The sequence below is a fragment of the Sinorhizobium fredii genome, assembly GCF_002944405.1.
Taxonomy (GTDB): domain Bacteria; phylum Pseudomonadota; class Alphaproteobacteria; order Rhizobiales; family Rhizobiaceae; genus Sinorhizobium; species Sinorhizobium fredii_C.
Genome location: NZ_CP024307.1, coordinates 3,324,070 through 3,346,071, shown reverse-complemented (window position 1 = coordinate 3,346,071; position 22,002 = coordinate 3,324,070). Strand labels below are relative to the sequence as shown.

Annotated in this window: 23 protein-coding genes, 1 tRNA gene and 1 pseudogene; 16 read left to right on the top strand and 9 right to left on the bottom strand. The window is 61.8% G+C overall.

Annotation, left to right across the window (positions count from 1 at the left end; all coding sequences use genetic code 11):
• Positions 1-54: 54 nt before the first annotated feature.
• Positions 55-330, bottom strand: coding sequence for a CtrA inhibitor SciP (locus NXT3_RS16480; protein ID WP_003527546.1), 276 nt, complete (start codon positions 328-330; stop codon positions 55-57).
• Between the two features lie 431 nt (positions 331-761).
• On the opposite strand from NXT3_RS16480, the gene mnmA reads away from it, so the two are divergent.
• The 3 genes and pseudogenes from mnmA to NXT3_RS32420 all read left to right on the top strand — a co-directional run.
• Complete coding sequence (gene mnmA, locus NXT3_RS16475; RefSeq protein WP_097526717.1) at positions 762-1,958, top strand: tRNA 2-thiouridine(34) synthase MnmA; 1,197 nt, start codon at positions 762-764, stop codon at positions 1,956-1,958.
• A gap of 134 nt (positions 1,959-2,092) precedes the next feature.
• Positions 2,093-2,169: transfer RNA gene (locus NXT3_RS16470), tRNA-Met, on the top strand.
• Positions 2,170-2,344: 175 nt separating this feature from the next.
• Positions 2,345-2,577: pseudogene (locus NXT3_RS32420) on the top strand (transporter substrate-binding domain-containing protein); the annotation flags it as partial.
• 7 nt (positions 2,578-2,584) lie between these two features.
• On the opposite strand, the gene NXT3_RS16460 reads toward NXT3_RS32420, so the two are convergent.
• The 4 genes from NXT3_RS16460 to NXT3_RS16445 all read right to left on the bottom strand — a co-directional run bounded on the left by NXT3_RS16460 (position 2,585) and on the right by NXT3_RS16445 (position 5,036).
• A complete protein-coding gene (locus NXT3_RS16460; RefSeq protein WP_097526631.1) occupies positions 2,585-2,959 on the bottom strand; it encodes a VOC family protein in 375 nt (124 codons plus the stop codon).
• A gap of 474 nt (positions 2,960-3,433) precedes the next feature.
• The gene (locus tag NXT3_RS16455) at positions 3,434-3,739 is read right to left on the bottom strand and encodes a hypothetical protein (RefSeq protein ID WP_037419976.1); all 306 of its coding nucleotides are present in this window, start codon (positions 3,737-3,739) and stop codon (positions 3,434-3,436) included.
• Positions 3,740-4,109: 370 nt separating this feature from the next.
• Positions 4,110-4,451 carry a 4a-hydroxytetrahydrobiopterin dehydratase gene (locus NXT3_RS16450; protein WP_037419973.1) on the bottom strand — a complete coding sequence of 114 codons (342 nt, stop codon included), beginning with the start codon at positions 4,449-4,451 and terminating at the stop codon, positions 4,110-4,112.
• A gap of 150 nt (positions 4,452-4,601) precedes the next feature.
• On the bottom strand, positions 4,602-5,036 hold the full coding sequence (locus tag NXT3_RS16445; protein ID WP_037419970.1) for a pyridoxamine 5'-phosphate oxidase family protein: 435 nt from the start codon (positions 5,034-5,036) through the stop codon (positions 4,602-4,604).
• Positions 5,037-5,484: 448 nt separating this feature from the next.
• On the opposite strand from NXT3_RS16445, the gene NXT3_RS16435 reads away from it, so the two are divergent.
• The 12 genes from NXT3_RS16435 to NXT3_RS16380 all read left to right on the top strand — a co-directional run bounded on the left by NXT3_RS16435 (position 5,485) and on the right by NXT3_RS16380 (position 17,629).
• The gene (locus tag NXT3_RS16435; protein ID WP_104840020.1) at positions 5,485-5,886 is read left to right on the top strand and encodes a GFA family protein; all 402 of its coding nucleotides are present in this window, start codon (positions 5,485-5,487) and stop codon (positions 5,884-5,886) included.
• A gap of 141 nt (positions 5,887-6,027) precedes the next feature.
• The gene (locus NXT3_RS16430; RefSeq protein ID WP_176536629.1) at positions 6,028-6,759 is read left to right on the top strand and encodes an adenylate/guanylate cyclase domain-containing protein; all 732 of its coding nucleotides are present in this window, start codon (positions 6,028-6,030) and stop codon (positions 6,757-6,759) included.
• Between the two features lie 523 nt (positions 6,760-7,282).
• The gene (locus tag NXT3_RS16425) at positions 7,283-7,942 is read left to right on the top strand and encodes a GntR family transcriptional regulator (RefSeq protein WP_234828119.1); all 660 of its coding nucleotides are present in this window, start codon (positions 7,283-7,285) and stop codon (positions 7,940-7,942) included.
• Positions 7,939-8,847, top strand: a complete 909-nt coding sequence (locus tag NXT3_RS16420; RefSeq protein WP_097526628.1) for a dihydrodipicolinate synthase family protein — start codon at positions 7,939-7,941, stop codon at positions 8,845-8,847. Before NXT3_RS16425 ends, NXT3_RS16420 begins: the two co-directional genes overlap by 4 nt.
• Entirely contained in the window at positions 8,840-10,360 is a 1,521-nt protein-coding gene (locus NXT3_RS16415) for an aldehyde dehydrogenase (protein WP_104839703.1), read from the top strand. The genes NXT3_RS16420 and NXT3_RS16415 overlap by 8 nt, the downstream gene beginning before the upstream one ends.
• Positions 10,357-11,703 carry an NAD(P)/FAD-dependent oxidoreductase gene (locus NXT3_RS16410; RefSeq protein ID WP_097526626.1) on the top strand — a complete coding sequence of 449 codons (1,347 nt, stop codon included), beginning with the start codon at positions 10,357-10,359 and terminating at the stop codon, positions 11,701-11,703. The genes NXT3_RS16415 and NXT3_RS16410 overlap by 4 nt, the downstream gene beginning before the upstream one ends.
• Before the next feature lie 76 nt (positions 11,704-11,779).
• Complete coding sequence (locus tag NXT3_RS16405) at positions 11,780-12,631, top strand: glycine betaine ABC transporter substrate-binding protein (protein WP_097526625.1); 852 nt, start codon at positions 11,780-11,782, stop codon at positions 12,629-12,631.
• Positions 12,632-12,733: 102 nt separating this feature from the next.
• Positions 12,734-13,822 carry a quaternary amine ABC transporter ATP-binding protein gene (locus NXT3_RS16400; protein WP_097526624.1) on the top strand — a complete coding sequence of 363 codons (1,089 nt, stop codon included), beginning with the start codon at positions 12,734-12,736 and terminating at the stop codon, positions 13,820-13,822.
• 14 nt (positions 13,823-13,836) lie between these two features.
• Positions 13,837-14,685, top strand: a complete 849-nt coding sequence (locus tag NXT3_RS16395) for an ABC transporter permease (protein ID WP_097526623.1) — start codon at positions 13,837-13,839, stop codon at positions 14,683-14,685.
• Positions 14,682-15,536: an ABC transporter permease gene (locus NXT3_RS16390; protein ID WP_097526622.1), complete on the top strand. Its 855-nt coding sequence runs from the start codon at positions 14,682-14,684 to the stop codon at positions 15,534-15,536. Before NXT3_RS16395 ends, NXT3_RS16390 begins: the two co-directional genes overlap by 4 nt.
• Positions 15,537-15,544: 8 nt before the next feature.
• Positions 15,545-16,543: a 4-hydroxyproline epimerase gene (locus NXT3_RS16385; protein ID WP_097526621.1), complete on the top strand. Its 999-nt coding sequence runs from the start codon at positions 15,545-15,547 to the stop codon at positions 16,541-16,543.
• 42 nt (positions 16,544-16,585) lie between these two features.
• Positions 16,586-17,629 (top strand): GlxA family transcriptional regulator, encoded by a 1,044-nt coding sequence (locus NXT3_RS16380; RefSeq protein ID WP_104839702.1) that lies wholly within the window; start codon positions 16,586-16,588, stop codon positions 17,627-17,629.
• A 55-nt stretch (positions 17,630-17,684) separates the two neighbouring features.
• Here NXT3_RS16380 and NXT3_RS16375 read toward each other — a convergent pair whose 3' ends face one another.
• On the bottom strand, positions 17,685-18,356 hold the full coding sequence (locus NXT3_RS16375) for a protein-L-isoaspartate(D-aspartate) O-methyltransferase (protein WP_104839701.1): 672 nt from the start codon (positions 18,354-18,356) through the stop codon (positions 17,685-17,687).
• 330 nt (positions 18,357-18,686) lie between these two features.
• Between NXT3_RS16375 and NXT3_RS16370 the strand changes: the two genes are divergently transcribed.
• The gene (locus NXT3_RS16370; RefSeq protein WP_097526715.1) at positions 18,687-20,600 is read left to right on the top strand and encodes an adenylate/guanylate cyclase domain-containing protein; all 1,914 of its coding nucleotides are present in this window, start codon (positions 18,687-18,689) and stop codon (positions 20,598-20,600) included.
• A gap of 54 nt (positions 20,601-20,654) precedes the next feature.
• On the opposite strand, the gene msrA is transcribed toward NXT3_RS16370, so the two are convergent.
• From msrA to NXT3_RS32035, 3 genes are all read right to left on the bottom strand, one after another.
• Positions 20,655-21,161, bottom strand: coding sequence for a peptide-methionine (S)-S-oxide reductase MsrA (gene msrA, locus NXT3_RS16365; protein ID WP_037419963.1), 507 nt, complete (start codon positions 21,159-21,161; stop codon positions 20,655-20,657).
• On the bottom strand, positions 21,162-21,605 hold the full coding sequence (msrB, locus tag NXT3_RS16360; RefSeq protein ID WP_037419961.1) for a peptide-methionine (R)-S-oxide reductase MsrB: 444 nt from the start codon (positions 21,603-21,605) through the stop codon (positions 21,162-21,164).
• 182 nt (positions 21,606-21,787) lie between these two features.
• Positions 21,788-21,958, bottom strand: coding sequence for a hypothetical protein (locus tag NXT3_RS32035; protein ID WP_176536628.1), 171 nt, complete (start codon positions 21,956-21,958; stop codon positions 21,788-21,790).
• Between the last annotated feature and the right edge of the window lie 44 nt (positions 21,959-22,002).

The window sequence follows — 22,002 nt, the reverse complement described above, 5'->3', positions numbered from 1 at the left end:
GGCTGCGGGAGGTCCCGAGCCGCCGGTTCGATGTATGGCCCTGTCGCGGATGGATCAGTGGCGATATTGCTGGATGCGGGTGGTGCGCAGGCCGGCGAGACCGTGGTCGTTGATGGAGGACTGCCAGGAGAGGAATTCCTCGACGGTGAGGGTGTAACGCTCGCAGGCCTCTTCGAGGCTCAAAAGGCCGCCACGCACGGCAGCGACGACCTCGGCCTTCCGGCGGATTACCCAGCGCCGGGTGTTGGCCGGCGGCAGATCCGCAATCGTTAGAGGACTGCCATCGGGGCCGATGACATATTTCACGCGTGGTCGCATCATTTCGGTCATGGGACTCTCTACACAAACTCAAGACCATATGGAGGCGACCTTAGCTTGCCACATTTAACATTTGCCTAAGTGGCCGGTAACAATTTGCTCATAATTTGAGACACCTCGGAGCCACTGAGAGCCGCGGAGAACGTCAGGCAGGCGTGCGGCCTCGGTCGGCAGCCTCCACGGTTCGCACGCCTGCGCTCTTGCCCCGCGAAGCACAAGTTTCTATATGTCGCGGCACAGAAAGCCGAAGCAAGGCCGCCGGCACAATCGTGATCAGCGCGCCGCCTCTAGGTGCGGCGCGTCATTGGACGCGCAAAGGCCGCTTTAGCACTTTGAATTGCTGCATGTTTATCCTTAAGCCGACTATGATTTAAGGAAGCATGCGATAGGTAAAACAGGACGTCTGCAGGAACAGGCGGCGTCCGGATGCCGGATTGGATCCCGTGAACAGTCTCGATTTTGACCGCAAGCCCGAAGATACGCGCGTCGTCGTCGCCATGTCCGGCGGCGTCGATTCTTCCGTCGTGGCCGGGCTGCTCAAACGCGAGGGCTACGACGTTCTCGGCATCACGCTGCAGCTCTACGACCACGGTGCGGCGTTGCATCGGGCCGGCTCCTGCTGCGCCGGCCAGGACATCGACGATGCGCGACGCGTCTGCGAGACGCTCGGCATCCCGCATTACGTCCTCGATTACGAGGCCCGTTTCCGCGAGACGGTGATCAATCCCTTCGCCGAAAGCTACATTGCCGGCGAAACGCCGATCCCCTGCGTTGCCTGCAACCAGACCGTCAAATTCGCCGATCTCCTGACGACCGCCAAGGAGCTCGGCGCCGACGCGCTTGCGACCGGCCATTACATCCGTTCGCGGCCGAGCCCGAAGCCGCGCTATGCCGGGCAGCGCGCCCTTTATCGGCCGACCGACGCGGAGCGCGACCAGAGCTATTTCCTCTTCGCGACGACCCAGGAGCAGATCGACTATCTGCGCTTTCCGCTCGGCAGCCTCTCCAAGCCCGAGACGCGCGCGCTCGCCGAGGAGATGGGCCTCGTCGTTGCCAAGAAGGCGGACAGCCAGGACATCTGTTTCGTGCCGCAGGGCAAGTACAGCGACATCGTCTCTAAGCTGAAGCCGAATGCGGCGCTCGCCGGCGAGATCGTCCATCTCGACGGGCGCGTGCTCGGCACGCATGAAGGCATCCTGCACTACACGATCGGCCAGCGGCGCGGCATCGGGGTGGCGACCGGCGAGCCGCTCTATGTCGTCTATCTCGACGCCCGCTCGCGCCGCGTCATCGTCGGCCCGAAGGAGGCGCTCGAGACGCGCCGCATTTATCTGCGCGACGTCAACTGGCTCGGCGACGAGGAAATCGACGAGGCGGCAGTCCGCGGATTCGCATGCTTCGCCAAGGTCCGCTCTACCCGCCAGCCAGCGCCGGCCGTCTTGAGGCGCAATGCCGACGGCATCTATGTCGAGCTTGTCGACGGCGAGGCGGGCGTGGCGCCCGGCCAGGCCTGCGCGCTCTATTCCGGGACCGGCGAGAACGCCCGCGTCTATGGCGGCGGATTCATCCGCAAGTCCGAACGCGAGCCGACTGCCGAGGCGGCCCTCCAGGCGCTCCTGCGTGAGCCTGCGGCGGCCTGAACGGCCCCGGTCCGGCGCATCGGCAAAAGTTCACACTTTACCGAAGACATTGCTTGACACTAGCCGGAACAGCACCTTATAAGCCGCCCGTCCAGCCGAGACGGGCTTCTCCAAGAAGCTTCCACGGCACCGGCGGCGGAGTAGCTCAGTAGGTTAGAGCAGAGGAATCATAATCCTTGTGTCGGGGGTTCGAATCCCTCCTCCGCTACCATTCAGTTCCTTGTACGACCCGGAGACATAGGTAGCAGAACGTACCTAAGACATGGGTGACAATCTCGTTGTAGCTCGCGGCGAATTTCCGGAGTTTTGACGCCGGAGCCGGAGAATGGAAATTCCGCTTTCGTGACAAAAATGGTCTAGGCGGCTATCGCGGCTGCCCGCCTGACTTCTACGTCGATCTCTGCAGCGCGATCACCCGCGAACTCGGCGTCAAGGCCGAGATTAACCCTCTCGGACGGTGCGCGCGTTTACAAGGTGAAGCTCGGCATGTCGATATCGAAGTGGCCAATCTAGCCCATGCGCTCAGCCGTGCCGAACAGATCCAGTTCAGCCATCCCACTATCTCGCCAAGGAAATGCTGATCATGAAGGCCGATGACCAGGGTCAGAAGAAGGCCGAGCGATGGGTCAGGCATCGGGTTCGTGGCAAACTGCTTCGATGTTGTGCCCGTCCGGACCGATGACGAAAGCTGCATAGTAGTTCGCGTGGTAGTGCGGCCGCAGGCCGGGCGCACCATTGTCTTTGCCGCCCGCAGCCAGAGCCGCGCGATAGAAGGCTTCGACTTGCTGGCGATTCTCGGCGGTGAACGCCAAGTGAAGGTGCGCCGGCTTTTCCTTGGTTTGGTACAGGCACAATGAAGCCTTACCCTTTGGGCTAAGCTCGACACCGTAGGTCGGCGGCCCCTCCGAGACAACAGCTACGCCGAGCGGTTCGAGTGCCTTGAGGAAGAACGCCTTGCTCGCTGCATAGTCGCTGACTCCGAACTTGACATGGTCAAACATGAGTTCTCCTGAAGTGCCCGTGCCTGTCTCACCGATACGTCGCGCGTCATATCAGACGCGCAAAGGTCGCTGTGGCGCTTTTGAATTGCTGCATGTCTTTGTCCTTAAATCGAGGTCGATTTAAGGACAGGCAGTAGTCCTTGCCAAAGCGACTGGCGCCCTATTGGTTACCGATTGGCGTCGAGAGTAAACGTACCTGACCTGGATCGGGCGGCCCTTTTACCGAGTGCCGTTGATTTCCAGATAGAGTTCTTCATAGAAGCGAACAGCTCAGAGCTCGAGGAGGCGCCCCCCGTGCCGCATACTCCCTGCCTTCAGCCCAGACGCGCTGATCGCACGCCAATGCCAGTTGAGTCGGAGGCTTCACGGGATCGAGATTGAGGCGATCCAATGCAAGCGCACGTCTCAAGAGTTCCCTTGATCCGTCCTATACGAGAAAGTCAGCCAAACACGAACAGATGGCGAGAGCCTCTCTTAAATCCCTGACCCGTCGAGTTCTTTGTCGTCGTCGCCTTCCCAGGGTGAGGGCATCGAGGTGCGATTGAGATTGGCCGAGGGCATCGGCATCCAGCACTTCAATTCCGGCTCGGAATATTCGACGATGCGGCCGGGCGAGGAATCAGAGGCGCGCCAGCCTTCTGCACCGAACTGATCGCCCTTCGACCAATACACGAGGTCAACTTCTGCCGCCCCCTGTTCGGACGGGCGAATCGTCACAAGGATCCGAGTGCCGTTTTTTGGCGCGCTTGCCATTTGACGCCAGCCGTCTGGCTCGGCCATCGTTTTTCCTCCCGCCTTGCTGCAGGTTGCAAGTGTCGCCTCGTCATCCAAAACGGTCAACTCAAACGTTGCGCATCCCATCGCCTATCGAGCGACTGTCCCATCGCTCCTCGGGCGGCATTTCGTAGTGCTCCGCCGTGCTCGCCACATCAATTGCCACAGCAGCAATCCGGTCGATGTGCGCGTGCGAATGGGGGGCGGCGTTAGGAGGACGATCTCTGCCGACATTCTAGCTGCGTACCAATGATGTGCTGCGTACGCAGCCGTGGTGTGTTCATGATCTGTGCTTCGAAGATCGGCCATAGATTCGCGTCTTTCGAGATTGGCCATCCGGTTCCAGGGACGGTGGCAAGGTCGATGCTGTCTGAATTCAAGATGACCTCGGCAGGTGGTTGACCTTCGCCGCCAAAATGAAATCGTTCTCGTGCAGTCCCTTGATCTTGTGGGTTTGCAGCGATACCTCCGCATAGCCCCAGCCGAAACAGAGGTCGGGGTGATGCCCCTCCTCTTCGGCCAGCCGCCCAACTTCATCGACGAAGGTCAGCGCCTGTTTGAAATCGGCGAACTTGAAGCTGCGGCGGATCAGATGCCCGTCGTCCAGCAACTCCCAGCCTGGGATCTGGGAAAGATACCCGGCGGCTTCGTCCCTCGTCAGCGGCGGTATGCCGCCGCGGCAGGGGGTGCAGGACTTTTCAGCGATATTTTCGGTCATGAGTTCCTCCCTTCTGAAGCCGGCTGCCGTCATCGCCCGGTGCAGCGTGATCGCACAAGATCGTTGCGAAGTGAGCCGTCAAGCCTTCCGCAGTGTACCTGAAATTCACAGGGCCGACTTTCACTCCCCCACTCGCCATGAACGTGCCGCTTATAGCTGGACGATACCGTTTTTCTCGCCGTCCCAATATTGAATTCGGTCGGCATGCACCTTGATGAGCACGAGACCGGGTGTGTCGACACCCTGGGCAAACCAGCGCTCCAATCCCTCCACCCAATGCTTTTGAAACTGCGTTCTATCGCGGATGACCGTCGCACGGCCCTCGATGGAAACGAAGATGCCGGGCTTTCCGAGAAGGCCTGGTGGTTCGGTAAACGATAGTGTCACCCGCGGATCGCGACGGACGTCGGCTACCTTGTTGGTATCGTCATGGGAAAAGAACCACGAGTCGCCATCATATTCGACATCGCCATTGTTGCTCATCGGGCGATGGGAAATCGCACCCGTCTCTGCCTTCGTCGCCAACATGCAGAAATCGATATTCCCGATCTTCTTGGCGATATCGGAAAGCGTCATTGTGGTCATGGCGGAGCTCGTCCGAACAAAGGGAGAAATCTAGGGTGAGGCGTCCGGTTGCCACGACCCACCCTCGGGTGGAAATGTGCCCCGGACGGAAAGGTTCCGCTGGGTAAGCAAGCTCGGCGACCTATGTTGCAGTCTTCTGCTTCAACGACGCGATAAACGCGTGAAGTCCAGCCCGCAGCGGATTGAACAAGGGGTTCTTCTTGTCCGTTATCATGACTTCGCCGCCTGAAGCGCATTTGCTTCGGATTTGATACATCGCATTCGCGATCCGAATAGGAGTGATCGCAACGCCCTCGCCTCGCCAAATTTCCGCAAGTCAATCGCGGCCTACATTTTTTGCTGCCGGACCACCCACAGGGTGGCTCGGCCCGAAACGGTCGTTGCTGCCATGGCCTGATTGAGGCAGGATGCCGCCGTTGAACAGGCAGCGCGACTGAAGGGCGGGCTCATGCTGATCGGCTCATGTCATTGCGGTAAAGCGAGCTGGACCCTGGAGGGTGATCCCCGCTCGATCACAGCGTGTAACTGCACGCTCTGCCGGCGCTATGGGGCGCTGTGGGCCTATGGCTACGAAGGAGAGCGTATCGCCGTCACGGGGGAGACGGCCTCCTACACGCGCGCCGGCCGCGACAGATCATCGCTTGAGATATTGTTCTGCCCCTCCTGCGCCTGTGTCCTGAGTTGGCGCGGCCTGCGGCTTGACGGGGATGGCCGGCGGCGCATGGCCGTGAACCTGCGGCTTGCGCCGCCGGATGCCGTTTTTGACCTGCCGATTGATCATTTCGACGGCCTCGACGCGTTTGAGGACCTGCCGTCCAAGGGGCGATGCGTGGGCGATCTCTGGTTCTGACGAGAATGACGCGTGCCGGCCCGGGCCAAAACCGTCACGACCTCAAAAGCCTCCTTGCCGGAGCCTTCGATTGATATTCGAAAGATTTTCCGACTGAGATGTGAGAAAATCGCGGCGACCTATATAGGGAGCCGCGGCGACATGTCGTTTTCTCAATCGAGAATCTGCAAGGGCTGCTGGGAGCAGATGCGTCTGCCCGTGCCTCTGCGAGGACCGGCGTCCATACCCTTCCGCGCCTTCGGTATCCGCCCGAGCCGGATGAATCCGAACACCTGCACCATTTGCGAACTCATGTTCACACGCGTGATGAAGGCCCGCAAGATCACCGTTGACGTGACCGTGCTTTTTGCAGACTTGAGGGGCTATACCACGCTGTCGCAGTCGCTTTCGGCAGATGCGGTCTCGTCCCTGCTGGATGATTTTTACGATGAATGTGCCGAGGCCATCTGGGAATTCGACGGTCTTCTCAACAAGACGGTCGGAGACGCGGTCATGGCAATTTTCAACTTTCCGATCCCCCGCCAGGACCATGCGGAATGTGCCGTTCTGGCTGCACGGGAGATCCAGCGCCGCTGCCAACTGCGTCGCGAACTGCACGCGGGCGAAGGCCTGGATGGAAGCGAATTCGGCGTCGGGATCGGCATCGACTCGGGCGAGGCCAGCTTTGGAGAGTTCGGTCGGTCGCATCGTGACCTGACGGCGATTGGAACGGTTGTGAATACTGCCGCTCGCGCCCAGGCAGCCGCCGAAGCGGGCGGGATTCTCGTAACCCGGGCCGTTCTCGAACGGGCGCAGAGTCAGACGGCCGACAGCATAGGTCGGGAATATCATCTCAAGGGCTTTGAGAAGCCGGTCGAGCTTTACGCCGTCTGAGGATCGATCGGTCGGGGCGGATGCTGCGAAGGTGCGCAGCGACCGGCGGAGGCGAAGAGCATCTTTTGCGCGATTCGACTTCGAAGTTCGCGGCTACCGCATGTTTCCATGACTCGCAGCCGAGTTTAGAGCAGGCAGCGAGCAAAGTGCTGCAGCAATATTTGCGCGACTGACGCTGTAGATCGCTCGCGAAAACTTCGCGACTCGAGCAGCGCACAAGCAGCCACATTTCTCTCGCCGCAACAGCCGCTTCCCTGCGCGCCGCAGCGATCGTGCGGCTCCCTTAACCCATTGTCACCAGACGCTTTCGGTTCCTGTGACATGGAAGCCCGAAGACTGTCCCCTCATGAAAATGTATTCCTTGCGAATAACAAGTGTATACGCATATAATACATTTTTCTTGACTCGGTGCGCCTCGAATGCGACGGTGCGCCTACCAGCCAACTTCCCGACGTCGGAGGAGGTCCCTGTGAAGAGCGGCAAGAACGGTCTCTACGAAGATCTGAAACGGCAAATACTGACGATGGACCTGGATCCGGACGAGGACCTGGACGAGGTGGTCCTCAGCGAGCGCTACGGCGTGTCCCGGACCCCAGTGCGAGAAGTCATCCGCCGCCTCGAGGGGGAGGGATATGTCGAAATCCGGGAGAACCGCGGGGCGCGGGTAGCGCCCATGAATCATTCGACGCTCAGGAATTTCTTTCTGGTCGCGCCCATGGTCTATGCAGCGATCGGCCGGCTGGCCGTCCAGAACTTCAAGCCCAGACAGATGACGCAACTGAAGGACACGCAGGAGCGGTTTCGCACTGCTGCAGGGTCCAAGGACGCCCCTGCGATGGTGCTGGAGAACAACCGCTTCCACGAGATCATGGGCGAGATGTCGGGTAACGTCTACCTGCAGCCGAGCCTCGGCCGCCTGCTGATCGATCACGCCCGCATCGGCCACACCTTCTTCCGCCCGCGCAACGAGGACATGGAAAAGCGGCTTCGCGTCGCCGTCGAGCACCATGACGCGTTCATCGCGGCGATCGCCGCGCATGACGAGGAGGCGGTCGTCGATCTCGTCTTCGAGCATTGGGAACTCTCGCGAGAGAACATGGAGATGTTCATCGCGCCGCAGGGCATGAAGGCCGACGCCCTGGTCGATGGCCCGGCCAAACCGCAGATGGAGAAACTGTCTTGAAGTTCGAAGGTATCTATACGCCTGCGGTGACGCCTTACACCAATGGCACGATCAACATGAAGGCGTTCGCGGAGGTTCTTGAATCTCTGATCGAGGCCAAGGTCCACGGCATCATTGTTGGCGGATCCACCGGCGAATACTACGCGCAGTCGGCGCAGGAACGCGTCGACCTTGCGGCCCATGCCAAGGACGTCATCGGCACGCGGCTGCCGCTGATCGTCGGCACCGGTGCGACGCGGACGGAGGATTCGGTCGAATATGCGAAGGCCGCCAAAGACATCGGGGCCGACGCGATCCTCGTCTCGTCGCCGCCCTATGCCCTGCCGACGGAGCGCGAGAACGCGGTGCATGCGCTGACCGTCGACCGCGCCGCCAACCTGCCGATCATGCTCTACAACTATCCGGCCCGCATGGGCGTGATGATGGGAGACGAATACTTCTCCCGCGTCGGCAAGTCCAAGAACGTCGTGGCGATCAAGGAGAGCTCCGGCGACATGGGCAATCTGCACCTGCTCGCCCGGAAGTTTCCGCACATCTCGCTCTCCTGCGGCTGGGACGACCAGGCGCTCGAATTCTTCGCCTGGGGCGCGAAAAGCTGGGTCTGTGCCGGCTCCAACTTCCTGCCGCGCGAACATGTCGCCCTCTACGAAGCCTGTGTGCTCGAAAAGAACTTCGACAAGGGCCGCGCAATCATGACGGCGATGCTGCCGCTGATGGACTTTCTCGAATGCGGCAAGTTCGTCCAGTCGATCAAGCACGGCTGCGAGCTGAACGGCCTGAACGTCGGCGAGGTGCGCGCACCGCTGCGCCCCTTGAATTCGGAAGAGAAGCGAAGCCTTCAGACAGTCATCAGCAACCTGAAGCGAAGCGTCGCCCACATCACATCGGGAGCCAATTATGCATGATCTTCTGACCGCAGCGGAATATGCGGCGATAGCCAAGTCGATGTCCTATCCGTCGAACGCCTTTGTCGACGGCGCCTTTCGTCCCGCTCAATCCGGAAAGACCTTCAAGACGACCAATCCGGCGACCGGCGAAGTCCTGACGGAAATCGCCGCCTGCGATTCTTCCGACGTCGACTATGCCGTGGCCAAGGCCAAGCAAGCCTTCGAAGACGGCCGCTGGCATCTTCGCTCTCCCGGCGAGAGGAAGGACGTCCTGCTGAAGTTCGCGAGGCTGCTCGAGCGCAACCGCCATGAACTCGCGGTGCTAGAAAGCCTCGACAGCGGCAAGCCGATCCGCGAGGTCCAGACGATTGATGTGCCGGATACGATCCATACCATCCGCTGGCATGCCGAGCTGATCGACAAGATCTACGACAACACCGCACCGGTCGGCTCGAACGCCCTGACGCTGGTGGTGCGCGAACCGATCGGCGTCGTCGGCCTGGTGCTGCCATGGAACTTTCCGCTGCTGATGCTCGCCTGGAAGATCGGCCCGGCGCTCGCAGCCGGCTGCTCCATTGTCGTCAAACCGGCGCAGGAAACGACGCTGACGGCACTGCGGGTGGCTGAACTTGCGCATGAAGCCGGCATTCCCGCCGGCGTCTTCAACGTCGTCACCGGCAGCGGCAAGGATGTCGGCGAGCCGCTCGGCATGCACATGGATGTCTCCATGGTCAGCTTCACCGGCTCGACCGCGACCGGCCGGCGCTTCCTGCGTTATGCGGCGGACTCGAACCTGAAGCGGGTCGTACTCGAATGCGGCGGCAAGAACCCTGCCGTTGTGATGAACGACGTCGAGGATCTCGACCTCGTCGCCGAGCAGGTCGTCAATGGCGCCTTCTGGAACATGGGCGAGAACTGCTCCGCGACCTCGCGCCTGATCGTTCACGCCGACGTCAAGGACGAGCTCTTGAAACGGATCGGCGCCTATATGCGGGAATGGCGGATGGGCAACCCGCTCAACCCGGAAAACCGCATCGGATCGCTGGTGAGCAAAGCGCACTTCGAGAAGGTGAAGTCCTTCCTGGACGATATCCAGACCGAGAAGCTTTCGCTGCTCTTTGGCGGAGATACCCGTGAAGGCGGCAACTTTGTCGAGCCGACCGTCGTCGACGGCGTCGGCCGCCACAGCCGCCTCTTCCAGGAGGAAATCTTTGGTCCGGTGCTTTCCGTCACCACCTTCACGAGCCTGGCGGAGGCGATCACCCTTGCCAATGACACGGTCTATGGCCTCACGGGTTCGGTCTACACCGGCAGTCTCCGGAACGCGATCAAGCTATCGCGCGAGATCCGCGCCGGCGTCGTTACCGTCAACTGCTTCGGCGAAGGCGACGCGACGACACCGTTCGGCGGCTACAAGGAATCCGGTTTCGGCGGCCGCGACAAGTCCATCTGGGCGCACGACCAGTATACCGAGCTGAAGACAATCTGGATCGATGTCTCGGATCGCTCGGTGGACGAGACGGTTCGATGAACCATCACGCCATCAAGCGACTGCCCGTCGATACGGGTAGGTCCGGCTGGGAGGCCATCAGCACCCGCCGGTTCCAGATGCAGACGCTTGAGAGCGATGTTCGCGCCGATTGGCTTATCATCGGCGCGGGCTTCGCGGGTCTCTCGGCCGCGCGAAGGTTGTCGCAGCTGAGACCCGGGGAAAAGATCGTCGTGCTCGATGCGACGGAGGTTGCCAAGAGCACGGCCGGCCGCAACTCCGGCTATATGATCGATGTGCCGCATAACCTTGCGTCCGGCGAGTATTCGGTCGCCGACGAGAAGGCGACTGCGCTGGAAATGGAGCAGAACCGTCTCGCCATCTCATTCGCCGCGGAGGCTGCCGCCGAGTACGGAATGGGGAAGGAGACGTTCGACCCATCCGGAAAGATCAACGCTGCGGCCAGCGAGCGGGGCCTGAAATTCAACAGGAATTATGCCGCTTCGCTTCAGCGGATCGGCGAGAAGCACGAGCTGATTGACCTCCAGCAGATGCGCGAGATCACCGGCTCCGATTATTATCGCGGCGGCCTCTACACGCCGGGCGCCGTGTTGATCCAACCGGCAGACTATATCAGAGGTCTGGCGCACGGCCTGGGTTCCAAAGTCGATCTCTATGAACATTCGCCGGTCCTCGAACTGACCCGGCAGGGGAAGGATTGGAAGGCGAAATCCAACCGCGCCACCGTGACGGCGCCCCGGGTGATCCTGGCCGTGAATGGCCACGTCGAGAGCTTCGGGTATTTCCGTCGTCGGCTGATGCACATCTTCACCTACGCCTCCATGACGGCTGCCTTCTCGCCGAAGGAGTTCGGCAGCCGGGCGAGCGGAGCCGACCGTTGGGCGTTGTTGCCGGCGGATCCCATGGGGGCGACGGTCAGGAAGATCAGCAGTGGCGGTCAATCGCGCATCGTGATCAGGACGCGCTTCACCTACGACCCGAGCCTGCAAGTCTCCACGAAGCGCATCGCCGGTATCGCCGCCAAGCAGAGACGATCGTTCGATGCGCGGTTCCCCGGACTTCAGCGTGTGCCCTTCGAGTTCAGCTGGGCCGGGGCGCTTTGCCTCAGCCGGAATCACGTGCCGGCCTTCGGCGAGGTGGAGGAGGGGCTCTATTCCGCCTGCTGCGAAAACGGTCTCGGAACCGTCAAGAGCACGCTGGCGGGCATGATGGCCGCGGAACTCGCCACGAACACCGGGAGCCGGAATCTCAAGACATACAAGGATCAGCCGATCCCGGCGAAGTTGCCGCCGGAGCCCTTTGCCTGGCTCGGCATCAACTCGGTGATCCGCTGGCAGGAATTGCGAGCTGGTCGGGAGGGCTAAGCCGGCGACCACGCAATGACGAAGACTGAATGAGCAGTCTTTGAAAAACAACGGGAACCAAGAACAGGAGTGAACCGTGAAGACACTTTGGAAAGCATTCTGCGCCGCTGCGATGGTCGGCCTGACCATGATGCCGGCTCGCGCCGAGGAGAAGACCATCGAGATGGGAACCCTCTCGTGGGAGGACCTGACCCCCATCACAGGGATCACGAAGAAGGTTCTGGAAGACGCCGGCTACACGGTCAAGGTGACCGAGTTTTCGGAGTGGGGCATCGCCTATGCGGCGCTGAGCAAGGGCGATATCCAGATCCTGGCTTCCCAGACCGACTATGTCGCCCAGGACTACTGGGACAAGAACAAGAACCGTCTGGAGAAGATCTCGCCGGTATCCCACGGCCTCTACCAATCGATTGCGGTGCCGAGTTACGTGACGATCGACTCCATCGACCAGCTCAACGATATCGCGGACAAGTTCGACGGCAAGATCATCGGGATCGAGCCGGGCTCGGGCCTGATGCGCGACACCGCGGACGCGGTCAAGGAATACGGCCTCAAGCTCGAGCTCGTGGAAGGCAGCACCGCCGCCATGACGGCGGCGCTGAAATCGGCGATCGACAGGCAGGAGTGGATCGCGGTGACGATCTGGGAGCCGTCCTGGATGATGCAGAAATACGATGTGAAGTTCCTGAAGGACCCGAAGGGCGTCTTCCCGCCGCCGCAGAGCTACTACTGGATCGGCCATAAGGGCTTCTCGGAAGAAAACCCGCAGGCCCGCGAGATCCTGGCGAGCGTCTACGTGCCGCTGGCCGACATCACCGCGATCAATGGCGCCGTCAGCGACGGCAAGAAGATGGAAGAGGCCGTGAAGGATTGGACGGATAGCCATGCCGACCTCCTGAAGCGGTGGGGAAACATCAAGAACTACTGAGGTGCAAAACCGCAATTGGCCGCCTGGAGACCTGTCCGGGCGACCGCTGCCAAACCTTGTGCGGCACTGCCGGCGCAAGTTTGGCTCCAAGGGAGTGAGGAAATGGCAAGCATCGAAGCGAACGAAGTGCTGATCGACTGCCAATCGGTCTGGAAGATTTTCGGCGACAAGGCACACGCCGCGATAGAAGCCGTTGCGAAGCGCGGCTTGTCGAAAAAACAGATCCTGCAGGAGTACAACTGCGTCGTCGGCGTTTCGGACGCCAGCCTTCAGATTCGCCGCGGCGAAATCTTCTGCATCATGGGATTGTCGGGCAGCGGCAAGTCCACCTTGATTCGGCTTCTGAACAGGCTGATTGCGCCGAGCCTCGGCAAGGTACTCGTGAAGGGCAAGGATCTCTCCATGCTCGATGCGGCTCAACTCCGGCAGATGCGGGCCCAGAACATCGGCATGGTGTTCCAGAGCGTGGCGCTGCTTCCGCATCGAACGGTGCTCGAGAATGCTGCCTTCGGTCTCGAAGTGCAGGGCGTCCCGAAAGCCGAGCGCAACCGGACTGCCAAGGCCGCGCTGGAGAAAGTCGGCCTTGGCGATTGGCTCAATCGTTTTCCGGCAGAGCTGTCGGGCGGCATGCAGCAGCGCGTCGGGCTGGCGCGCGCCATCGCCTCGGATCCGGAAATCATTCTCATGGACGAGCCGTTCAGCGCCCTTGATCCGCTCATCCGCCGGCAGCTGCAGGACGAATTCCGGCAGCTCACCAAGGAGCTCGGAAAATCGGCGGTGTTCATTACCCATGACCTCGACGAGGCGATCCGCATCGGCGACCGGATCGCGATCATGAAGGACGGCGTCATCATCCAGGTGGGTACGGCAGAGGACATCGTTCTCAACCCCGCCGATCAATATGTCGCCGACTTCGTGGCCGGAATTTCACGTCTCCACCTGATCAAGGCGCATTCGGTGATGGTCCCCGTGGCCGAATACCAGAAGCGGCATCCACTGAACGACGTCGGTGCGCTCGTCAAAACGAGGCCCGAGGCAGACATCGACGAGCTCATCGAGCTGACGATGCAGTCCGACCGGGATGCGATCGCGGTCATCGACAAAGGCAGCGTCGTCGGTGTGGTGACAGCCCGGAGCCTGCTGGCCGGCGTCAAGGGCACGCCCGCGGGCGAGCACGCGGCAGCTGCTTAGAGGAGCGGTTGGAAATGGACAGTTCAGGTTTCGCGGACACGTTCGATACGTGGACGGACTCGGCGCTCGAGTGGCTGAGCGACAATGGCGAGTTCCTCTTCGATTTCGTGCGGTCGCTGCTCGAAGGCTTCTATGACGGCATCCTCTGGGTGCTCGAACTGCCGCCATTCTACATTATCGTCATCATTCTCGGCGCTCTTGGCTGGCGGCTGGTGAACGCCTGGTTCGGCGTCCTGGCGGGGGTCGCACTGGCGTTCTGCTCGTTCATGGGCTTGTGGCCGGAAACGATGAGCACCTTGGCTCTGGTGATTACCGCGACCTCCCTCGCGCTTCTCGTCGGGCTGCCGCTGGGCGTGGTCGCCGGCTTTCTGCCGGCGCTCGATCGTTTGCTGGAACCGGCCCTGGATCTCATCCAGACCCTGCCGCCTTACATCTATCTCCTGCCTGCGATCGCGCTTTTGGGCTACGGACCGGCGACCGCGCTCATCGCAACCTTCGTTGTCGCCATGCCTCCGGCCGTCCGATTGACATCGCTCGGCATCCGCATGACGCCGCACGAGTTCATCGAGCTGGGTCAGGCCGTCGGAATCACCAGATGGCAGATGTTCTTCAAGATCCGTCTGCCCTTTGCGCTGCCGAGTATCATGGCGGGCATCAACCAAAGCCTGATGATGGCCTTCGGCATGGTCGTGATCGCCGGCATCGTCGGTTCGGGCGGTCTTGGCGAAACGATCTATGGGGCGATCCGGACACTCGACATCGCCAAGTCGATCGATGCCGCCATCGCCATCGTCGTGCTGACCATGGTGCTCGACCGGATCACGCAGAGCGCGGCCCGCATCGGCAAGGGAGCAAAATCATGAACCCTTTCGCGTTTCAATTTTCGCCGGGAGTATATCTCGCCCCGGCGGTCGACTGGCTCAACGCAAATTTCCATCCCTTGTTCGCCTTGATCAGCGCTGTCGTCGAGGCCGTGCTTTCGGGGATCGAGGCGGCGCTCCTTGCGCTGCCATCCTATATGCTGATCGCGATCGTGGTGCTTCTCGCCTTCGTCCTCGTCAATATACGGGCGGCGATTCTCGCCGGAGCGGCACTCGGCTTCTGTCTCATCATGGGTCTCTGGGCCGCTTCGATGCAGACGATTGCCCTCGTCACCATGGCCGTGGCGATTTCCGTCCTGATCGCCTTTCCGCTCGGGATCCTCGCTTCGCGTGTGAAGGCTTTCGAGGCGGCGATCCGTCCCGTCCTCGACATCATGCAGACGGTCCCGCCTTGGGTCTATCTCATTCCGGCGGTGATGATCTTCAGCCTCGGGCGGGTACCGGCAATCATCGCGACGATCGTCTATGGCATACCGCCGATGCTGCGGCTGACGACGCTGGCGTTCAACCAGGTGCCGAAGGACCTGCTTGAACTTGGCCAGGCGATCGGGGCCTCGCCGCGCTCGATCCTCTTCAAGATCGAAATACCCGCTGCAAAGCCGACGCTGCTCGTCGGCCTCAACCAATGCATCCTCCTGTCGCTCGCCATGGTCGTGCTTGCCGGACTTGTCGGTGCAGGCGGGCTCGGTGCTGAGGTCACGCGCGGACTGACGCGAATGGAAATGGGCCTCGGCCTGCGCGCCGGCCTCGCGATCGTCGCGGTCGCGCTCCTTCTCGACAGGCTCTCTCGCGGCGCGCTTCAGCGAGGTGGCATGTCGCCAGCGGACCGATAGAACTTATCATGCGGCACAGTTTCTTCTGCATCGATTCACACACTTGCGGCAATCCGGTCCGCGTGGTCGCCGGCGGCGGGCCTCTGCTGCCGCATCTGCCGATAGCCGAGCGGCGCGAGATCTTCGTTCGCGACCATGACTGGATACGCCAGGCGCTGATGTTCGAACCGCGCGGCCACGATGTGATGTCCGGAGCCATCATTTATCCGGCCTTCAGGGACGACTGCGATTTCGCGGCGCTGTTCATCGAAGTCAGCGGTTGCCTTCCGATGTGCGGCGCCGGCACTATCGGCCTTTCGACCGTCGTGATCGAGGAAGGCCTTGTCAGGCCAAAGACTCCCGGCACCTTGTCTATCGAGACGCCGGCAGGAAGGGTGGACGTCAGGTACGAGATGGACGGCGATTTCGTCAGAAACGTGCGGCTGTTCAACGTCGCGAGCTACCTCGACAGCGCCGATGTCGAAGTCGACGTGCCGGGTGTCGGACGGCTGGTCGTGGACATTGCCTATGGCGGCAATTTCTATGCGGTCGTCGAGCCGCAGGGGAACTGGCCAGGTCTCGACGGCATGACCGCGTCCGAGATCGTCGGCGTCAGCCAGAAACTCCGCACGGCGCTTGCAGTCGTTTGCGATCCGGTGCACCCGGAGGATGACAGGATTCGCGGCGTCCACCACGCGATCTGGTGCGATCGGCCGACCAACGAAAATGCCGACGGCCGGGGTGCGGTCTTCTATGGGGATAAGGCGATCGACCGCTCGCCCGGCGGAACAGGGACCTCCGCCCGCATGGCGCAGTTGTACGGAAAAGGACGACTGAAGGTCGGTGACACCTATCGGAATGAAAGCCTGATCGGCACGGTGTTCGACGGCCAGATCGAGGCGGCAGCCAGGGTCGGGGCCTGCGAGGGCATCATGCCGAGTATCGGAGCATGGGCGCGGATCACCGGCCACAATACGATTTTCGTCGACGACCGCGATCCCTTGGCCCACGGATTTCAGATCAGGTGAACCGCAGTGCCGGGTGAGCGCCTGCAGAGGAGCCAGAGTAAAATGGGACACTCCGTGCACTCATCGGCGCCGGCGGCCGCTCCGCAGGCGCAGCGGCTGAAAATCGGATTCATCCTCTCGCGATGGTTCACGCTGTCCGCCTTTGCGCTATTCGTTGACACGCTGCGGCTTGCGAGCGATCAGCTCGACCGATCGGGCCGCGTGCTTGCGGATTGGCAGGTCCTCGGCAGCACCAGGCACCTGATCACCTCGAGCTGCGGCGTCCAGGTCGCTCCTACATCGGACTTCGTCGATCCTGGCGAGTTCGACTACATTGCCGTCGTTGGCGGCCTTCTCAGTGTCGAGCAGCCGGTCGACCATGAAACGATCCGGTTTCTGAAGCGGGCCGCTTCGAAAAGCGTTCGGTTGATAGGCCTGTGCACCGGCTCCTTCATTCTGGCAGAGGCAGGCCTGATGAAGGAACACCAGACCTGCGTGAGCTGGCTTCACTACCACGAGTTTCGCGAACGATTTCCCGATCATGACGTCCGACCGGATCGGCTGTTCAATCTCGACCGCAAGCGCGGCTCCTGTGCGGGGGGAAGCAGTGCCGCCGATCTTGCCGCCGCCCTGGTCAGGCGCCACATCAGCCGGGACGCCGAGCGCAACGCGCTCGAAGTCCTGCAGATCGAAAAGGCCCGGTCGCAGTTCGATATCCAGACGCGGCAGCCGCTGCACGACTACGTCAACGACAACCGCGTCATGGCCACGCTGATCAATATGGAACAGCATCTCGAAGGTGGCATCACTATCGAGCAGCTTGCGGCCTCGGTCGGCCTGTCGCGTCGCCAGCTCGAACGGTTGTTCTCCGAGAAGGCGGGGATGTCTCCCGCGCTTGCATTCCGACGCCTGCGACTGGACCGGGCGAGGCAGATCCTGCTGACGAGCAAGAAACCGATAATCGAGGTCGCGCTTGACGTCGGTTTCGTGAACACCTCGCATTTTACCAAGGAGTTTCGGCGGACCTACGGACGAACGCCCGCGGAGATCAGGGATTCCGCAGCACGCGATCGGCAAGGGGTTGGCGAAAGTAGCCCGCCGAGGTGAGCTCTTTGGGCTGTGTATCACGTCTTCCCTTGCGCCGGATGCCCAGACGCTAGCGTCAGGCGGCCTCGAGCCGACTGAACCGAACCGGAATCAGTTTCCGCGCCTTGAGTTGTCCCGTCGCATTCTTGTCGATGACTGTCAGCACCTGTTCTTCGGATCCGAGAGGAAGAACCATACGGCCCATCGGCTTGAGCTGCTCGAGCAAGGCGGGCGGCGCCTCCTCGGCCGCCGCCGTGACCAGGATCTTGTCGAATGGGGAGTGCTCGGGCCAGCCGCGAGAGCCGTCGCCGACCCGAATGCCGATGTTCGACAAGCCGAAGCCCTCAAGGAGAGCCTCGGCATGGTTTGCGAATTCCTCGATGATCTCGACGCTCCAAACTTGCCCGGCGAGTTCGGCGAGGATTGCGGTTTGGTAGCCCAGGCCGGTGCCGATCTCGAGCACCGCCTCATGCGGTTGGGGATCGAGAAGATCGGTCATAAGGGCGACCATGAAGGGCTGCGAGACGGTCTTGTCGAAGCCGATCGGCAAGGGCGTGTCCTGATAGGCAAGAGGCGCCACCGGGGCAGGCACGAAGAGATGCCGGGGCACCCGCAGCATCGCCGCCATCACCCGTTCATCGAGCACCGACTTGCCGAGTTCCTCGCATGCAAGATCGACATAGATTGCAATCACCTCCACCATGTGCCTGCGCAGAACGGCTAGGTGCTCTTCGTTCATCGGCTTCATGAGGACGGCCTTTCCTCAGCTCGTGGGCACTCGGGTAAGCATCTTAGCATCAAGGGGCACGGAAACACCCGTTGCCGCACTGGTCGCATTTGGCCATCGCTATATCCTCCTGCTCAGTCCGACCAACCTCGCGAGCCGCGATAGGTTCCGTCCTCGTTCCGGGTGAAGGCTCGTGTCCGGTCGTTTGGCAAGCGATCCGCAAACCACCGCCGGTTGACGGACGGCGGCGCTGTGGTCGCAAGACGCCCCGCGAGGGAACGCGTGCGCACACGGAGTTTTGAGTGGACGGGCAAGGACGGTGCCATATAGATGCGTCTGACGAGGCTCGTGATGGAACGCAAACTAGCAGCAATCATTGCAGGCGACATCGTAGGCTACAGCCGGCTGATGTCCGAGGACGAGTCCTCGACCTACGCGGCCCTGCGCGCCACCTTCAGCGAACTGATCATACCAACCGTCGAGAAACATGGCGGTCGCACCTTCAAGACCACCGGTGACGGCTTTCTGGCGACCTTCCCAAGCGTCAACGAGGCGCTCGATGCGGCGATCGAGATCCAAAACGGCTTTGCCGAGCGGCCGTTCCAAATGCGGCTCGGCATCAACCTCGGTGACGTCATAGAAGACAATGGCGACATGTTCGGCGATGGCGTCAACGTCGCTTCCCGACTGGAGGCCATGGCAGCGCCGGCGAGCATATTCGTCAGCGAGGCCGTGGTCCGCAGCGCCGACCGGAGGCGCAGCAAGCTTTTCTACAGTGTCGGGCGAAGGCAGGCCAAGAACATCGCCGAGCCGCTCGCCGTCTACGCCGTTCGGCTCGAGCCGGAAGAGGCGAGCGGCCGGGGCTGGACACGGAGGTTTACGCTCCGCCGGCGTGCCGCTTTGCCTTTTGCGGTGGGGGCTGCGGCGCTCGTCGCCGTCGCCGCTTTCACTCAGGTGCCCGCATTGCGGGCGATCGGTGCGGATGTGACCGGCAGAATTGTGCGTCTGACAGGCGCCGAGCCCGCAGATGCGCGGCCGACCGTTGCGGTGCTGCCTTTCGACAACATGAGTGGCGATACCGACCAGGCCTATTTCGCCGACGGGCTGACCGAGGACATCATCGCCAACCTAGCGCGAAATCCCGACCTTCAGGTCATCGCACGCAACTCGACCTTTGCGCTGCGCGGTCAGGCGGAGGACATCCGCAGGATCGGAGAAAGGCTCGGGGCCGGCTATGTGGTGGAAGGCAGCGCCAGGCGCGCCGGCGACCAGCTTCGCGTGGTGGCACAGTTGATCGACGCGCGCAGCGGCGCCCATCTCTGGTCGCGCACCTACGACCGCCGCGTCGAGGACGTCTTTGCGCTGCAGACCGATCTGACGGCCGAGATCGTCTCGCATCTCGTGTCCTATGTGCGCGCGTCGGAAGTATCGAACGCGGCTGAACGGCCGACCGAAAATCTTCAGGCCTACGATCTCGTGCTGCAGGCGCGGGACCGCTATAAACACGGATCGAGGGATGCCGAGGCGCTGCTTGCGGCGCGTGCGCTGCTTCATCGTGCCCTCGAACTCGATCCCCGCTATGCCACAGCGCGCGCCAATCTCGGCATGACCTATATCGTCGACTTCGCACAGAACCTCAGCGGCAGGGCGACTCGGATCGACGTGGAAACGGGGCTCAGCGAGGCGCGCCAAGCCGTTCGCCTCGACCCCAATCTCGCCGTAGGCTATCAGGCTCTGAGCTTCGGCCTTTCGGTCGCCGGCGACTACGCCAGCGCCATTCAGGCCGCGGAGCGTGCGGTCGAACTCAACCCGAACGACCCGGACAGCCTGATGGCGCTGGCCAAGGCGCAGGTCCGCTTCGGGAGCTATGAGGAGGCGGTCAGCAACGCCGAGCGCGCCCGGCGGCTGCATCCGATGGCGCCCGAGTATTACACCTATGTCTACGGCCAGGCTCTCTATGCTGCCGGCCGCATCGACGAGGCCGACCAGGTCTTGCGGGAATGCCTAATCCGCGCGCCGCGCGAGGCGGATTGCCTCCTGATACATACGGCAGTCCTGACCCAGCGGGGAGACGCGCCAGGCGCGCAGCGGGCGATGGCGCAGCTGACGAACGTCAATCCTCAGTTTTCACTCGCCGAAGAGCGCGTCTATCGTCGCTTCGGCGCTTCCCCGCTCATGGATCGTTTCCTGTCGCAGCTTGCGGAAGCCAAAGCGCCAGACGCGACAAGCGGCTTGCCACAGCCTCGCTCCGGACCATTGCTGTAGGCAATCAGCCTGCGCGCCCGCGCTCGGATGCGGCGGCGGGAGCTACACGGCCGCCTATTCGGCCGCCGAGCGACGGGGCAAGACCCAGTCGGAGCGCGGGAAGTGGCAGGTGTAGCCGTTTGGGTAGCGCTCCAGATAGTCCTGGTGCTCCGGCTCCGCCTCCCAGAAATCCCCCGCCGGTTCGACTTCGGTCACCACCTTTCCCGGCCATCGGCCGGAAGCGTCGACGTCTGCGATGGTGTCCTCGGCAATGCGCTTCTGCTCGTCGTCGGCATAGTAGATCGCCGAGCGGTAGGACATGCCGATGTCGTTGCCCTGCCGGTTTTTCGTGGTCGGATCGTGGATCTGGAAGAAAAACTCCAGAATCCGCCGGTAGCTGATCTTACCCGGATCGAAGATGATCTCGATGCCCTCGGCGTGGGTGCCGTGGTTGCGGTAGGTCGCATTCGGCACATCGCCGCCGGTATAGCCCACGCGGGTCTCGACGACGCCGGGGAGCTTGCGGATGAGGTCCTGCATTCCCCAGAAGCAGCCACCAGCCAATACAGCTTTCTCGGTCATTCAGATGTCCTCCACCTGGTTGAGATAGGCGCCGTAACCCGCGGCCTCCATCTCCTCGCGCGGAATGAAGCGCAGCGCGGCGGAATTGATGCAATAACGTAAGCCGCCGCGATCCTTCGGGCCGTCGGGAAAGACATGGCCGAGGTGACTGTCCCCATGCTTCGAGCGCACCTCGGTGCGGACCATGCCGTAGGAATCATCCCTCAGTTCCTCGACATTCTCCTCCACGATCGGCTTGGTGAAGCTCGGCCAGCCGCAGCCGGAATCGAATTTGTCGGACGAGGCGAACAGCGGTTCGCCGGAAACGATGTCGACATAGATCCCCGGCCTTTTGTTGTCATTGTACTCCCCCGTGAAGGGCCTCTCGGTGCCGTTCTGCTGGGTCACACGATACTGCTCGGGTGTGAGATTCCTGACCGCCTCGGCAGTCTTAGCGTAGGTCATTGCCCTGTCTCCGTCATGGATCTGCTGCCTGAATATGGCGTTGGGCCGTGCAATTTCCCAGTAAGGGCATGCAGAGATTCGATAGCCACGCGAGGTCGGCTTTCCGAGCATCGAGGTTCCAACATCATAAGAACCCAGGCGGGGGCGCAGAATGGTCGGCCTGCCAGGGAAAGGTTGCCCGCTCAGCCGCGAAGGGCGGAGGCCGGAGACTGGCGGTAGGCAAGGATGGCGGGCACGGATGCGATCAGTGCCGAGAAGCCGAGCAACGTCACTGCGAAGGCGATGTCTTCGCGAGCGAATCCGACCGGCATGGCAATGCCGCTACCATCGACCACCGCCTGGGAAATGACCATTGCCGCGGCGTAACCGATGCGAATCCGGCGAGGATGCCGATGGA

What these genes read in the sequence shown, in the direction of transcription:
- NXT3_RS16385 (WP_097526621.1), top strand. Translation starts at nt 15,545, where the DNA reads ATGCGGCACAGTTTCTTCTGCATCGATTCACACACTTGCGGCAATCCG.
- NXT3_RS16400 (WP_097526624.1), top strand. Translation starts at nt 12,734, where the DNA reads ATGGCAAGCATCGAAGCGAACGAAGTGCTGATCGACTGCCAATCGGTC.
- NXT3_RS16450 (WP_037419973.1), bottom strand. Translation starts at nt 4,451, where the DNA reads ATGACCGAAAATATCGCTGAAAAGTCCTGCACCCCCTGCCGCGGCGGC.
- msrA (WP_037419963.1), bottom strand. Translation starts at nt 21,161, where the DNA reads ATGACCGAGAAAGCTGTATTGGCTGGTGGCTGCTTCTGGGGAATGCAG.
- NXT3_RS16445 (WP_037419970.1), bottom strand. Translation starts at nt 5,036, where the DNA reads ATGACCACAATGACGCTTTCCGATATCGCCAAGAAGATCGGGAATATC.
- NXT3_RS16380 (WP_104839702.1), top strand. Translation starts at nt 16,586, where the DNA reads ATGGGACACTCCGTGCACTCATCGGCGCCGGCGGCCGCTCCGCAGGCG.
- NXT3_RS16370 (WP_097526715.1), top strand. Translation starts at nt 18,687, where the DNA reads ATGGAACGCAAACTAGCAGCAATCATTGCAGGCGACATCGTAGGCTAC.
- NXT3_RS16430 (WP_176536629.1), top strand. Translation starts at nt 6,028, where the DNA reads ATGTCGTTTTCTCAATCGAGAATCTGCAAGGGCTGCTGGGAGCAGATG.
- NXT3_RS16425 (WP_234828119.1), top strand. Translation starts at nt 7,283, where the DNA reads ATGGACCTGGATCCGGACGAGGACCTGGACGAGGTGGTCCTCAGCGAG.
- NXT3_RS16395 (WP_097526623.1), top strand. Translation starts at nt 13,837, where the DNA reads ATGGACAGTTCAGGTTTCGCGGACACGTTCGATACGTGGACGGACTCG.
- NXT3_RS16480 (WP_003527546.1), bottom strand. Translation starts at nt 330, where the DNA reads ATGACCGAAATGATGCGACCACGCGTGAAATATGTCATCGGCCCCGAT.
- NXT3_RS16460 (WP_097526631.1), bottom strand. Translation starts at nt 2,959, where the DNA reads ATGTTTGACCATGTCAAGTTCGGAGTCAGCGACTATGCAGCGAGCAAG.
- NXT3_RS16410 (WP_097526626.1), top strand. Translation starts at nt 10,357, where the DNA reads ATGAACCATCACGCCATCAAGCGACTGCCCGTCGATACGGGTAGGTCC.
- NXT3_RS16375 (WP_104839701.1), bottom strand. Translation starts at nt 18,356, where the DNA reads ATGAAGCCGATGAACGAAGAGCACCTAGCCGTTCTGCGCAGGCACATG.
- NXT3_RS32035 (WP_176536628.1), bottom strand. Translation starts at nt 21,958, where the DNA reads ATGGTCATTTCCCAGGCGGTGGTCGATGGTAGCGGCATTGCCATGCCG.
- NXT3_RS16415 (WP_104839703.1), top strand. Translation starts at nt 8,840, where the DNA reads ATGCATGATCTTCTGACCGCAGCGGAATATGCGGCGATAGCCAAGTCG.
- msrB (WP_037419961.1), bottom strand. Translation starts at nt 21,605, where the DNA reads ATGACCTACGCTAAGACTGCCGAGGCGGTCAGGAATCTCACACCCGAG.
- NXT3_RS16390 (WP_097526622.1), top strand. Translation starts at nt 14,682, where the DNA reads ATGAACCCTTTCGCGTTTCAATTTTCGCCGGGAGTATATCTCGCCCCG.
- NXT3_RS16435 (WP_104840020.1), top strand. Translation starts at nt 5,485, where the DNA reads ATGCTGATCGGCTCATGTCATTGCGGTAAAGCGAGCTGGACCCTGGAG.
- NXT3_RS16455 (WP_037419976.1), bottom strand. Translation starts at nt 3,739, where the DNA reads ATGGCCGAGCCAGACGGCTGGCGTCAAATGGCAAGCGCGCCAAAAAAC.